Origin of the sequence: Bengtsoniella intestinalis, assembly GCF_039719005.1 — a bacterium.
GTDB classification, from domain to species: Bacteria; Bacillota; Clostridia; order Oscillospirales; family Oscillospiraceae; genus Oscillibacter; species Oscillibacter intestinalis.
The window spans coordinates 2,357,002-2,369,734 of the sequence record NZ_CP133584.1 but is presented as its reverse complement, the minus strand read 5'-3'; the positions used below and the strand labels follow the sequence as shown (position 1 = coordinate 2,369,734).

The 12,733-nt window shown below is 45.7% G+C and carries 11 protein-coding genes; 7 read left to right on the top strand and 4 right to left on the bottom strand.

Annotation, left to right across the window (positions count from 1 at the left end; genetic code table 11):
- Positions 1–121: 121 nt before the first annotated feature.
- The 3 genes from RFF05_RS11320 to RFF05_RS11310 form a co-directional block, all read right to left on the bottom strand.
- Positions 122–1,048, bottom strand: coding sequence for a helix-turn-helix transcriptional regulator (locus RFF05_RS11320; protein WP_409967199.1), 927 nt, complete (start codon positions 1,046–1,048; stop codon positions 122–124).
- A 156-nt stretch (positions 1,049–1,204) separates the two neighbouring features.
- Positions 1,205–2,251, bottom strand: coding sequence for a hypothetical protein (locus RFF05_RS11315; protein WP_409967198.1), 1,047 nt, complete (start codon positions 2,249–2,251; stop codon positions 1,205–1,207).
- Between the two features lie 33 nt (positions 2,252–2,284).
- Positions 2,285–3,934: a hypothetical protein gene (locus RFF05_RS11310; protein ID WP_409967197.1), complete on the bottom strand. Its 1,650-nt coding sequence runs from the start codon at positions 3,932–3,934 to the stop codon at positions 2,285–2,287.
- Positions 3,935–4,116: 182 nt separating this feature from the next.
- Here RFF05_RS11310 and RFF05_RS11305 point away from each other — a divergent pair, with 182 nt between their 5' ends.
- Both RFF05_RS11305 and RFF05_RS11300 read left to right on the top strand, forming a co-directional pair.
- Positions 4,117–4,440: a helix-turn-helix domain-containing protein gene (locus tag RFF05_RS11305; protein WP_409967196.1), complete on the top strand. Its 324-nt coding sequence runs from the start codon at positions 4,117–4,119 to the stop codon at positions 4,438–4,440.
- 100 nt (positions 4,441–4,540) lie between these two features.
- On the top strand, positions 4,541–4,765 hold the full coding sequence (locus RFF05_RS11300) for a helix-turn-helix domain-containing protein (protein ID WP_409967195.1): 225 nt from the start codon (positions 4,541–4,543) through the stop codon (positions 4,763–4,765).
- A 168-nt stretch (positions 4,766–4,933) separates the two neighbouring features.
- On the opposite strand, the gene RFF05_RS11295 is transcribed toward RFF05_RS11300, so the two are convergent.
- Positions 4,934–7,189 carry a hypothetical protein gene (locus tag RFF05_RS11295; RefSeq protein ID WP_409967194.1) on the bottom strand — a complete coding sequence of 752 codons (2,256 nt, stop codon included), beginning with the start codon at positions 7,187–7,189 and terminating at the stop codon, positions 4,934–4,936.
- 306 nt (positions 7,190–7,495) lie between these two features.
- Here RFF05_RS11295 and RFF05_RS11290 point away from each other — a divergent pair, with 306 nt between their 5' ends.
- From RFF05_RS11290 to RFF05_RS11270, 5 genes are all read left to right on the top strand, one after another.
- Positions 7,496–7,819, top strand: coding sequence for a plasmid mobilization protein (locus RFF05_RS11290; protein ID WP_409967193.1), 324 nt, complete (start codon positions 7,496–7,498; stop codon positions 7,817–7,819).
- Entirely contained in the window at positions 7,762–8,325 is a 564-nt protein-coding gene (locus RFF05_RS11285) for a relaxase/mobilization nuclease domain-containing protein (protein ID WP_409967192.1), read from the top strand. Before RFF05_RS11290 ends, RFF05_RS11285 begins: the two co-directional genes overlap by 58 nt.
- Before the next feature lie 169 nt (positions 8,326–8,494).
- Complete coding sequence (locus tag RFF05_RS11280; protein ID WP_409967191.1) at positions 8,495–10,252, top strand: recombinase family protein; 1,758 nt, start codon at positions 8,495–8,497, stop codon at positions 10,250–10,252.
- 383 nt (positions 10,253–10,635) lie between these two features.
- Positions 10,636–11,748 (top strand): amidoligase family protein, encoded by a 1,113-nt coding sequence (locus RFF05_RS11275; RefSeq protein ID WP_409967190.1) that lies wholly within the window; start codon positions 10,636–10,638, stop codon positions 11,746–11,748.
- Positions 11,748–12,665, top strand: coding sequence for a class II glutamine amidotransferase (locus tag RFF05_RS11270; protein WP_409967189.1), 918 nt, complete (start codon positions 11,748–11,750; stop codon positions 12,663–12,665). The genes RFF05_RS11275 and RFF05_RS11270 overlap by 1 nt, the downstream gene beginning before the upstream one ends.
- Positions 12,666–12,733 lie beyond the last annotated feature (68 nt).

The window sequence follows — 12,733 nt, the reverse complement described above, 5'->3', positions numbered from 1 at the left end:
AAGGTTAAATCTAGGGACTTTTTTGTTGAATTGAAAACTGTTAGATGGAGTCGTAGAGTTGGTCGATTCTATCTAATTCTACTTTTAAATCAGCATCTATCTGAGTTTTTATATACAGCCTCTATATTGTAGAGATAATATGCACCCAATCCCCCTGGCTTCTCAGCCACATATCAATCCCATCGCCGTACACTTCAGCCCGTACCACATAGCTGCCATCGCTCTGTGACACCACTTCTGCGGTGGGGAGTCTATCTAGGACGGCTTCGATGGAGGGGCCTGTGTAGGTGAACTGGACTGTGTGTAGAGGGCCTGAGAACATAAATTGTACTCGCTTGCGGAAGTCGCCGTCGCTGAACCGTTCTCGGTAGGGCACGGAGAAATGTTGTCCTGTGCCGTGGAAGCTTGCAATGCGGTCGATGCGGAACACAGTAGGGTAGTCCTTGCTGTCGTCTGCCATGTAGCAGATTAAGTAGAAATAATATTCTGAAAACAGTACCGCCACAGGCTTCACCTGATGAGTGCGGTTGACGCCGTCTTTGCGGGTATAGGCCAGCTCCACAATTTCCTGCTTGGCGATGTATTGGGACAGTTGTGCCACTGGGGTAATCAGCGCCTTCCCATGGTGGAGTGGCACATAGTGGAACCGTTCGCTTTGCAGGATGGATGCCACTTCTTTTTGGCTATCTGGCGCCACCTGCATCAGCAGCTTGGAGAGAATTTGCTCCAACTCGTCCTTGCAAAAGGCACGGCTTTCCAATAGCACTTTCGATAGCGCCAACACTTCCTCATCGGATAGCCATTCCCGCGCCATACGCACCAAGTGATAGGCGTTTTGTCGCTTGTCATAGGCGATGGTGGTGTCACGCTCAAAGAGGTGGGTTTCTGCCATATAAGCACGCAGATCATCGATGTCACGCTGGATGGTTTTCTCACTGACGCCGTATACCACCGCCAACTGGCCTTTGTGTAAATAGTCTCCCTTGTTCAGTCGCTCTGACATCTCAAGCAAGCGAAAGCCCTTGTTTTCTTTGTAGTTTAAGTCCATATTCATCCACCGCCTATTGTTATTTCACCGCGATATACAGAAATTGAAAAGGAAGTTTTGCTGGTTTTGCTGATTCTGTAAGTTTATAGGATTAGTATAGCAAAAGAGGTGGACGGATACTGCCCACCTCTTTGCTTGTGTTGGTATAAATGTAAGTTAGCTATTTTCAATGGAGCGCAACAGCACTCTGGCATTTTCTTCGCTTGTGTTCAGGTCGACGCTATTGATGATGGCTGGAGAGCCTTCTTTTTCAGGTGCCAACAATACGGGAATTTGGCACATTTTGTACAGCAAGGACACCAACAAAACGGTGTTTTCCAACAGCATTTTTTCTGCGTCGGTGAACTCGTTCCAATCCATGCGCTTGGCGCTGTTCACTTGATATTCTAATGTAGTCAAATGCTTTTGGTACATGGCTTGTACCCGTTCCATCACAGCTTTATAAGAAGCGGCAGCAATGTCAAGGCGGTTGAAATACACGCAAATATCATCGATTTCTTTTTGGGCAGCTTGCATTTGCTGAGAGGCTTCTTCTGCTTTGTTGGACAAGCTTTTGCTGGCAAAGGCAAACACCACGCCACCTACCAGAACACCAGCGCCCAGAGTAGCGGCACTCAACGCAGCCGCACCAGCCACCATACCACCGCCGCCAGCGGCCAAAGCGCCACCGCCTAAAAATGCCAGAGTTGCATTGGTCAAGGCCACGCCGCTCAAGGTGCTAATGGCAGTGCCAGTAGAGGCGGTGCCGATGGCGGTGACAATGGCCGTGGTAGCACCAGCTGCGGCAAAGCCACCGGCTGTACCAAGTGCTGCACCACCCAAGCCACTGAGCAATGTGCCAGCCATGGCATACACTTTTTTCAATTCTTCGGGATTATAAGCTGGCAGGTCAATGTCGTGCTTGTTATAAGCAGCAAATTCAGGGGCATTTTGGATTTGCTCCATCAAATTGGAAAACGTCTCGAAGCTTTGGATGACTTCCAATTCCAATTTGCCCAATTGATCCATGGTGGTTTGGGTTTGTGCGCTGTCACGGTCAAAACGGTCCAGATTCTTCTGGTGCATGGCGTTGATAGCCTTGATGTCTTTGGTGGCATCATAGGATTTCTTGGCGCCTACAGCGCCTGCGCCCACGCCCACAGCACCTGCCGCAATGGCGGCACCTTTCAAGATAACGGGGACTAATAACAGTGGTAATGCCATAATATTCGCTCCTTTTTCTTTATTATAGTATATTTATTCAAACACTAGGCGATTGCTTCCATCGCCCATAAATGAATTAAAGTCGCCCACCCATGGGGTTTTGATATTGAGGGTTTCCATAAGATTGTGCAAAATTGCATTCAACTCAGTCGAGGAGGTATCGGTGCTAATGGCTTTGACAGCGGTTTCATAAAGCGCCACTTCTGCGGTGAAGGCATCTATGTCCATCTCCTGCATTTGCGCCGCATAGGCCATGAATTTTTGGGCTTCTTGACGGTAATAATGGGTGACGGTGGAGATGGTGGGCACATGGTTCAACGTGGCAACCAAGGCTTTGATTTCTTTGCTACGGTCTAAGTAGATTAAAAAGGTACAGCTCAGCAGGCCAGACACCAAGACACTACAAAAGGTGGGTACCAATTCACCCACAATGGGGATGGCACCTAGACCTGTCTTCTCCAATGCTTCTTGGAGCAATACCCCTGCCACGATACTAGATCCCACTGCCACAATTTTTGCTGCCGCTTGAATCCGTTCACCAAATAGGTAATCATCTGGGTTAAGAAACAGCACCTTGGTAGCATCTACTAGATAGACCCAAGACTGACGGATGAGACGGACGGTGTTTTTGGCGGTGGTGAAAAAGATGTTGCACAGAGTGGTGGTAACGCTGGCCAAGGCCCCTGCAATGCCGCCAGAGAGAGTGGTGTCGAACAGTTCTTTATACTTGACTTTCGACTGCTCAAACCCACGGTGAATACCCCGTCCGATGGCTTCAAATGTGGCGGATAAATTGAAAGAGTCGTCGATTAAATCCAGTTCATCTTTCACAGCAAACCAAATTTCGGTAAACACAAAACCCAATGCTTGGCGCACTGCCATTTTGCCACCTGTTTTGGCGGCGGCAGTGCCTAAATCTTTGGCAAATTTGGCGCTAGTGTAGTAGGCGGTGTTGACCTTGCGGTCAAGTTCCTTGCGTGCTTTTTCGTCCGCTTCTTTCAGCCGCTGTGTATCGGTTTTTTGCAAGCTTTGCAGTTTGTTTAGTTCTTTGCGTTGGGCATCGTTCAGGGTATCCATCGCTTGTAACTTGTCGATTTTAGCTTGTCTATCTGCCTGTGTTGCTTTTAATTTGGCGATAAATTCATCAGCAGATAACTGTTTTTTTGAACGATTGATACTCATATGGGTTGCATTGAGATTTTCGGGGGAATTTGCCAAAGCTGGACCGTTTACCCCAGCCAAAACACGCCCTCGGTCATCGTGGATTTCTTTGGCAGACACGGTGTGGTCAAGGTCTACTTTCTCATTTGGCGAAAGCGTTTTGCCTGAGTAAACGTCTTGCAATGTGCCATCTTTTTTGGCGGCAGAGACTTGAGCATTCTTATCTTTGTATCCTTGGGCACCATGATAAGCAGCAGAATCATATTCTCCACGATTGTCATAGGCTGCTTGGTTTTGGGCGTTTTTGTAAGTCATCAGGGGATCTTTATCTATTTGCCGCACGTTGTGGACGGTGTCCACATCGCCGCCATGTTGGTCTTTGATAATGAAATCAAGACCAAAGGTGGTGATGAGACTACTGACCAACACACGTTCATATTCAGAAATCATCACCTGAAATAAATTATCCTCTGGCTGGGCATGAACCTCCACAGCGCCAGCGAAGGCAAGATTTTTCTCCATATCACAGCATCCTTTCCTGTTTGTATTTTCAGTATAGCATTCTAGATGGACATCAACTGTCCTTGTTTGAATCTTTTTGATGAAATTTGATTGCTATAGAGTATCTATTTATAATATCCTATGTCATATTTTAACATATCTACTTTCTGTTTACAATAGTAAAAAAGAGGTGGTACAAGATAATGGAGAAAACGCAATTAACTGAAATTGGGCATCGCCTGCGACAACGGCGGACAGAATTGGGCTTGACCCGTGATAAAATGTCAGAGCTGGCTGACATCGGCAGCGGCTATTATGGACAACTAGAGGTAGGCACATCTCAAATGTCTATCGACACGCTGATTAAATTATCGAACTCCATGCACTTATCCATGGAGTATATCATTTTTGGAGAAGATAAAAAAACAGGCGATGCCTCGCCTGTTTTGGAACTGTTGAAGGATTGCACACCAAGGGAGCTAAAACTGGCCGAGGATGTGCTGAAACTGTTTTTGATGAAAAATTGACAAAAGGCACCTGATGAAAATCAGGTGCCTTTTTTTGCGTTACCACATAACCTCCAAAGGTGCAACAAGGGAATAAGACTTTGGAAGGAGAATTGACGTTATGGATTACTATAAACACGAAATTATGGAAGAACGAAAGCAGGCTGTTATGGAGGGCTGTGTGGTTTTAACCCCAGCGGACGTGATGGCTACGCTGAACATCGGCAAAAATGCCGTCTATGAATTGCTCAATTCTGGAGCCCTCACAGGCTTTCGGATTGGAAGAAGCTGGCGTATTTCAGGTGAAGAATTGGAGAAATATGTGCTGCAAAATCAAAATTATTAAATCGCTAAATCGACAGTAAAAAATCAATAATTTATATTAAGCAAAATACACTAGTAAATTAACATTTGAAAATCAAGATTTATCCTAATAAAAAATAATTACGAGGGCAACAATATCCATTGATATTGTTGCCCTCGTAAGGCGTGATTTAAAATTTTAATAGCGGTATTACATAGTATTAGATGGCGTTCGATATGGACTCTTATCAGCCTCCATCATAGCAATAGCCTGCGCTACAACTGGGGATTTCATAAAGGTATCGGACAATTTATTCCCATCAACAATTACGATAGATGTTTTCTTCCCATCGGTTCTTAGCCGAATCTCTTGTGTGTAACGAGCACGATTGCACTTTACCAATAGATCGCCCAATGTTTGCGTCGCATCTTTGCGACTTGGAAAAGGCTTCATGTCAGGGAAGAACGCAGCTATGTATTGATCGGCTGGCACATAGAATTGCTTTTTCTCAGGATGATACCAAATTTTAATATGCGCATCATCGCAGTGTATACCACGTATGCGTGCGTATCTCTCCTGGGAGATACACGCAGATAAATACGATTCTACCCGCTGCAATGGCGATTGGCACGCGGGTATCCATTGCCGTGCCATTGCTTCATATAGTGCAGGAATATACTCTGGAGGTAAACCGCACAATTGCACCATACTTGCAAATGCGGCAAGTAGGATGGCGGCTTTTGGCCTGAGTGATGGAGGCAAGTTTTTGCAAAAGTGCTCTTCTGCGGCTTTATAGTGTTTTTTGAACTGTTTGTCAAATGCATCGCTTTGAAATTCTAATTCGCAGAGTTCCTGTTTTGCTTTATTGCATTTATCTTTCACGTTCTTCCATATACGGAGATCTCTCTCGTGTGCACGTTGCTCTTGTTCTATCGAATCAGCATATCGCATGTAATATGCGATACTTTTGGGTTGGTAGCGACCTTCGCGCCGATCTTGCGCATACATTTTATCTTGCGCAGTGAGGAATCTTTTGGAGTAAACCCAAAGGTGTTCTACATAAAGTTTTGCCTCACTTAAGACTAGGTATCCATTCTGCCTGAGTTTGGAATCATCTTCGGCGGTTAAACCAGGGTTACATTTAGGGAAAAGCGTATGAAATAGGTCAGTGACAATTTCGGTTGCTTTTATTGTTTGTGATTGTAAGTTGGGATGTGATTTTTTGGCAATATATAATTCAACTTGCTTCGAAAACCCAACAAATAGTGGTTGGAAAATAGGCTCCATTGAGGAAAAATCCAAGGTAGCTTCAAGGCGTATTGGTAAAATATCGAAAGAAATCACCTGCTTTGCCAGGGGGGTACTACGCACCCACAACACATTGTTGCCACTTAGGACGGCTTTTTCATATTGCTGTTGCGATACCTTTGGTACGCATGTATCTTTTGCTAAATCAGGAGCATAAATACCGAGGGGGGACACAGGGGCATCCTTCGTCACACCACAGCATAGTGCGGCCAATGCTTGCAAGGACGATTGATGTGATTCGTTGCCTTCTTGTGGGATTAAAGATAGCACAATCTGCTTTTCTAGCGCTTTGATAGAGTTGGAGATTCCAGATTGATGGGAAAATGGTTTGTAGTCACTTAAAAGGGGACGCACAACAGCAAGTGCACTATAGGCCAACAAAATATAGGCTGCATCTTTTGCCTCTGAATGAAGTAGCTGATCAATGGTACCAAGCGTTTGGGTCGAAAGCTGCGCTGGAACAGTATTTGCATCAAGTAACCCCATATAATAAGAGCTTCCGCCTTTGTTATGATACCATTGTGGTGTGTTGCCACCTTTCCAACCGTCGACAAATAAGTCGTCATTTAAAATAGTGGCCATATAGCGGAGGTAGGGGCGAAATGCGATAGGTAAACGTAATTGCTTATCAGGCGGCATAGCTGTCGGAGTGTAAAAAGGCATTGACTCAAATGGGAAAGAAGGCCTGCGGTGTGCTCGGTGGGCACATAGATGCTGTTTAATACGCCCGCTAGTATCTGTTTCTATGACCCAACTGCGGTCTAACATTCTATCGTATGGAGTGGACTGCAGTTCAACATAAAAAGAAATCCGCAAATCCTTCTTGCAAATATCGTCTGAAAGGGACGTGATGGCAAATGGCACTATATTTGTGAATACAGATGTCTTTTCGATAAAACGTCGTTGAAAGACTGATAGGTCTCGGTTAAGAATATCTCTTGTTCCTATCTGCAAGTTTGAGTTTTTCTCTATTGCAACCGTATAAAACCAGTGAGAGAAATTAAGGGGCCCTGTAGGTTGATAATCTATTGCGATAGGAGCATTGGCTAAACGGTTCATTAACATTCTATAAAAACCAGAGCGCTCTATCTCTAGACACATAGAGCGAATGTCAGCCCGATTCTGTCCACGGTACGTCCATTCTTTATTTTGAGCCATGGTATCCCATCCTTTCTCCCCCTATCCTCTTGGGGTTTATAAATAATTATTTTAACACAACACTATGTGTAATGGGACCCCCGAGAATGCGAAATTATACAGTTATAGTAAAGATTGTATGACAACGTATTCCCCCCTGCTACGTTGTCTATGGGGAATATGTCATTCTGCTGATATTACGTTAATAGTATACCATATATATAACCATTAAAATATAAGATACTATAGTTTTTTAATACTATATGAATATAGATATAATGATTCATTTATCAGAATCAAAATTAGTATAGACAAGGAGTGAATTATATGACTCATAATCCCGCTAAATCAAAATCTGCAACTATATCTATCCGTGTAAGTCAAGGAGAATACGATTATATTAATCAATTGGCGCAAGAAAATAACCAAACGATTTCTCGATATATTCGTGGACAAGCCTTGCAAGATGCAAGTGCCGCTAAACGAGCGGTAGCACGAAAAATCTTCGCCCCTTTATCTCAAATGGCAGAAATCATTCAACATATACAAGATCCTGTAATTCGACATGGATTGGTAAAAAAGGAGGAAGAAATATGGAAAATTATAAAATCGTCAACAACGCAGAATATTATCGTTCACCAGAAGATGTGACTGCCCTCATTGGGTATGTAATTAACCCACTAAAAACCCAGCCAGATGGTGTTTTCGGTGGTGCGGTAGATCCAACATTTGCCGCAGAAGCCATGAATTGTGTAATAGATTCTTATGAACAACATGATGGACTACGGATGCGACACTCCGTGCTTTCATTTGATGACAACGAATCCGCTACCTGCTCTATAGCAAAAGCCATCGCACCAGAATTAATCTCATATTATAGCTCGCAATACCAAATCGTTGCAGGCGTCCACCAAGATACCGACCACCTGCACATCCATTTCGCTATGAATACCACTGCCTACACAGACGGGCATAAATACCGTGGCACACGAAAAGATTATTATGATTTCTTCAATCATATCAATGCTGTTTTAAAGCCCTATAAAATTTGCGTTCGTTTACGCAAATCTAATGACGATGCTAATACCAACAACCATACCGAATCCCAAGATACTGACACAATATATCATTTCTATGATGAAGACGACGAAACTTAATAATAGAAAGAAGGTATTATCTATGCTAGATACAATGAAGACTCAAGAAGTCGCGCTAAAACTCATCAACGCCCTGTATGAACAAGGGCTCATCAACAATGCTACATACGCTGGCATCCTGCAAAAATACGGCGCACTCTAAAAACCAAGTTAGAAAGGAGGTGATTTCGTGCCAAACGGGGCATACTCAACAACACAACTACGTCGTGTGGCTATCTACGGACGGGTTTCCACCCAACACGAAGCCCAGCTCTCGGCCTTTGAGAATCAGCAACAATGGTATGAACAGTTGGTGGAGCAACACCCAGATTGGCTGGTGGTTGATCGATATTATGATGAAGGCATCACTGGCACCGCCACCAAAAAGCGACCTGCATTCACACGCATGATGGAAGATGCCAAAAAGGGATTGTTTACCCTTGTGGTGACACGGGAGGTGTGCCGATTTGCACGAAATACGATAGATGCCCTCTCTGCAACACGGGAGTTGACGGCCTTGGGGGTGGCTGTATTCTTCGTTCAAGATAATATTTGGACCAGCGATGGCATATCTCCTGAAAGTAGCGATGGTGAATTACGACTTTCTCTAATGGCAACTCTCGCCCAAGATGAGAGTCGGAAAATCTCGCAACGTGTACGTGCTGGCCAAGAAATGAGCCGAAAAAATAAGGTTCTATATGGAAATGGCAATATACTCGGATATGACCGCCAAGGCAAATCCTATGCCATCAACCCACAGCAAGCTTACATTGTAGAAAAAGTATTTACCCTCTATGCTTCTGGGATTGGATATAAAGGCATTTGCTCAGAGCTGACACGGTTGGGGTGTAAAAATGCCCACGATGAGGTGAATTGGAAGGTGGAACGCATCGGTCGCATTCTTCGCAACGCCACCTATATGGGCTATATTGTCTACAACAAATCCCACAGTAATGGATTTCTGACACAAAAACGTGTAACCCATCGTGAAAAAGAGTTTGTGTATATCAAAGGAGAATTCCCACCCATTGTCAGTGAGGAACTGTGGCACCAATGCGAACGTATTCGCAAGAAAAGAAGTGTCGCCCACTGTGACGAAAACGGAGAAGGGCGAAAATTTGGCAGAAAAGAGCCTCTATCAGTATGGAGTACCAAACTGCGCTGCCAATGCGGTTCAGCTTTCCGCAAATTCCTTTGGCACAAAAATGCTGATGGAATCAAAACATATGGCTATGAATGCTATCGTAAAAAGCGTGAAGTCAGTGCGCAATATTTAGAGGCTCATGGCCTAGATACCACCGCCGCCTGCAAACGCAAAAGCATTCCCTACTGGCATATTGATTTAATGGCACGCATGGTGTTCTTATCCGTTTGGAAAGAACGGAAGGATTCGGTGCTATTGGCCTGTCAAATGATTGAAACTTGTGCCGTTCAAGATGAGGAAAAATCCAAGACCTACCAAGATGAGTTGAAACAAAAAATGGAGCAGTTGAAAAAATCACAAAAAGGGTTGCGTAAAATGTGTTCCGACGGGGATATTACACGAGAAGAATTCCGTGAAGATAATCAGGCGATTAACGATGATTTGGTCGCCCTACAACTGCAACTCGACGAGATAGCCCAGCAGGCCAATCAGCCTATATCCCCAGCCTTTGACCTGACCGCCATTCGGAAAACCTTAGACCAATGGGTAGACTTGTCCGCCACGGTGATTCCTGATGCTGTCATTGACCAATTTGTATTACAAGTGCTTGCGGTGGATGACAACACCTATCACTGGACGATGAATTTGACCCAAAAAGCCAACCCCATCACCCCTGAAAACAAACCACAGCCTATTGAAACCCTTGTTATCACCAAAGAGGATGCCGCCGCTTATTGTAAAACCATCGGCATGAAATTCTTCGGCAAAAAATGGGTTGATAAAACCGCTGTCATTTGCATTTGATCGCCCCTGTTCCTGCACTACGCAGAACAAGGGGCTTTTGTTATGTCCAAACGCATTTGCCCATCCCTTGCCCATATATCATTTGAATGAGGAACGTCACACATCATCGAAAGAGGATGTGTGACGTTTCACGTATTTATACAGAAAGGATTTCACTCTATGCTACGCTCAATTTTATCCCTCATCCGCACCATTCTCGCCCAATTTATTTCACGCATGGTTTCCAACATGGTGTTTTCGTAAACGCCAAATTTTCCAAAGGAGGTAAGTCCCAATGATAAATTAACCTTTGATACCAGCGACTTGATTGGTATCTTGCTCACCGCTACCGCCGCCATACTTTGTGTGGCGATTGACACAATTTTGAAGGAGGAACCCGACCCATGACCGAAACTTTTATCTGCGCCCACTGCGGAGGCACCCGTCCCCAATCTGCCCTAGAAATCTTCGACGAAACCGCCATTTGCCACGATTGTTTCATGTCCGAAACCACCATTTGTGCCCATTGCGGAGAACGCATTTGGAACCGTGACAACGCTGCCACCGAATACACTCCCATCTGCCAGACCTGTTGCGAGTCCCACTACAGCGTCTGCGAGGACTGCGGTGCACTTGTCCACAACGACAGTTGCTGTTACGTTAGCGACGAGGACGACAATCCTTACTGCCACCGTTGCATCGAAAACCACCGCACCGACTGCGGTATTCAAAGCTATTACTACCGCCCAGAGCCCATCTTCCACGGAGATGGCAATCGCTATTTCGGCGTGGAGTTGGAGATTGACAATGGTGGCGAGTCTGACTCTGTAGCCGACTTGCTCCTGGGCATCGGCAACCGTGAAGATGATTACATCTACATCAAGCACGATGGTTCTTTGGATGATGGCATGGAGATCGTCACCCATCCCATGACGCTGGAGTTCCACCGTGACATCATGCCTTGGGAGGAACTGACCCACACTGCTCTGCGCCAAGGCTACTACTCTCACCGTGCCCAGACCTGTGGACTGCACGTTCATGTGAACCGCAACAGTTTGGGTGACACTTGCGCCATCCAAGAGGATGTGATTGCACGGATTTTGTACTTTGTGGAAGCCCACTGGAATGAGCTGTTGTGCTTCAGCCGTCGAACCCAGCGGCAACTGAACAAGTGGGCGGCTCGCTATGGACGCAAGGACAGCCCTAAAGAAGTGCTAGACATCGCCAAGCACAGCGGTGGCAGTCGCTATACCTGCGTCAATCTCACCAACGCCGACACCATCGAGTTCCGCATCTTCCGTGGGACGCTGAAACCCAATACCATCCTCGCCACGCTTGAGCTTGTTGACCAGCTCTGTAGCGTGGCTTTGTCTTACTCTGACACCCAGATGCAAGAGCTGACTTGGACGGCTTTCGTCCGTGATTTAGATGGAGAGAAATACGAGGAATTGATTCAATATTTGAAGGAACGGCGGCTGTATGTCAGTGAGCCTGTGGAAGTGGAGGACGAAACATAATGTGCTGTTTATTCGGATTTGTAGACTATAAAAACTGCCTGTCATCAGGGCAGAAGCACCATCTTTTGAAAGTTTTGGGCACCGCCTGTGAAGCACGAGGCACCGATGCCACCGGCATCGCCTACAACACAGAAGGACAGTTGCGGATTTACAAGAAAGCCGTCCCAGCCCACAAACTGCGGATGCGGTTGCCCCACGATGTGCAGGTGGTCATGGGGCACACTCGCTTCACTACCCAAGGCAGCGAAAAGAAAAACCATAACAACCATCCCTTCCGTGGCACGCTCCCAGACCAATGCTTTGCTTTGGCTCACAACGGTGTGCTCCACAACGATCACTTCCTGCGACAAACCCTTGATTTACCAGATACCCCCATCGAAACAGACAGCTATATCGCCGTCCAGCTGATCGAAAAAGAAAAATCCCTCCACTTGCAAAGTCTGCGCACCATGGCAGAGCAAGTGGAGGGTTCTTTTGTATTTACGGCACTGGATGCTCAGGATTCATTGTACTTCGTCCGTGGGGATAACCCCTTGTGCATTTACCACTATCCATCTTTGGGACTGTACATCTATGCGTCCACAGAAGGCATTTTGCAGACAGCGCTGTCACGGCTGAAATTCCGTTTGCCAAAGCCTGTGACCATCGACACAGATTGCGGTGATATTCTGGAAATTGACCGCCACGGCCATCTCTCCATGACCACCTTCGACTGTGGGCACCTCTACCAGTTTTACCCTCGCTATTACGGTTGTTTTCCTATGACATACAGCGCAAAGGACACCAGCTATCTGCAAGAGCTAAAAAACATCGCCACCGCATTTGGCTACACCCCAGAGGATATTGATGACCTGGCAAAAAGTGGCATTAGCCCCGAAGAAATCGAGGACTATTTCTACTGCGGCGCAGAATTATGACCCAATAGACTACACCCTAATGACACAGCAAAAAACCGTCCCACTAGGGTTCGTTTCCGCCTTTTGGC

What these genes read in the sequence shown, in the direction of transcription:
- RFF05_RS11295 (WP_409967194.1), bottom strand. Translation starts at nt 7,189, where the DNA reads ATGGCTCAAAATAAAGAATGGACGTACCGTGGACAGAATCGGGCTGAC.
- RFF05_RS11285 (WP_409967192.1), top strand. Translation starts at nt 7,762, where the DNA reads ATGGAAAATTATAAAATCGTCAACAACGCAGAATATTATCGTTCACCA.
- RFF05_RS11320 (WP_409967199.1), bottom strand. Translation starts at nt 1,048, where the DNA reads ATGGACTTAAACTACAAAGAAAACAAGGGCTTTCGCTTGCTTGAGATG.
- RFF05_RS11275 (WP_409967190.1), top strand. Translation starts at nt 10,636, where the DNA reads ATGACCGAAACTTTTATCTGCGCCCACTGCGGAGGCACCCGTCCCCAA.
- RFF05_RS11305 (WP_409967196.1), top strand. Translation starts at nt 4,117, where the DNA reads ATGGAGAAAACGCAATTAACTGAAATTGGGCATCGCCTGCGACAACGG.
- RFF05_RS11270 (WP_409967189.1), top strand. Translation starts at nt 11,748, where the DNA reads ATGTGCTGTTTATTCGGATTTGTAGACTATAAAAACTGCCTGTCATCA.
- RFF05_RS11315 (WP_409967198.1), bottom strand. Translation starts at nt 2,251, where the DNA reads ATGGCATTACCACTGTTATTAGTCCCCGTTATCTTGAAAGGTGCCGCC.
- RFF05_RS11290 (WP_409967193.1), top strand. Translation starts at nt 7,496, where the DNA reads ATGACTCATAATCCCGCTAAATCAAAATCTGCAACTATATCTATCCGT.
- RFF05_RS11300 (WP_409967195.1), top strand. Translation starts at nt 4,541, where the DNA reads ATGGATTACTATAAACACGAAATTATGGAAGAACGAAAGCAGGCTGTT.
- RFF05_RS11310 (WP_409967197.1), bottom strand. Translation starts at nt 3,934, where the DNA reads ATGGAGAAAAATCTTGCCTTCGCTGGCGCTGTGGAGGTTCATGCCCAG.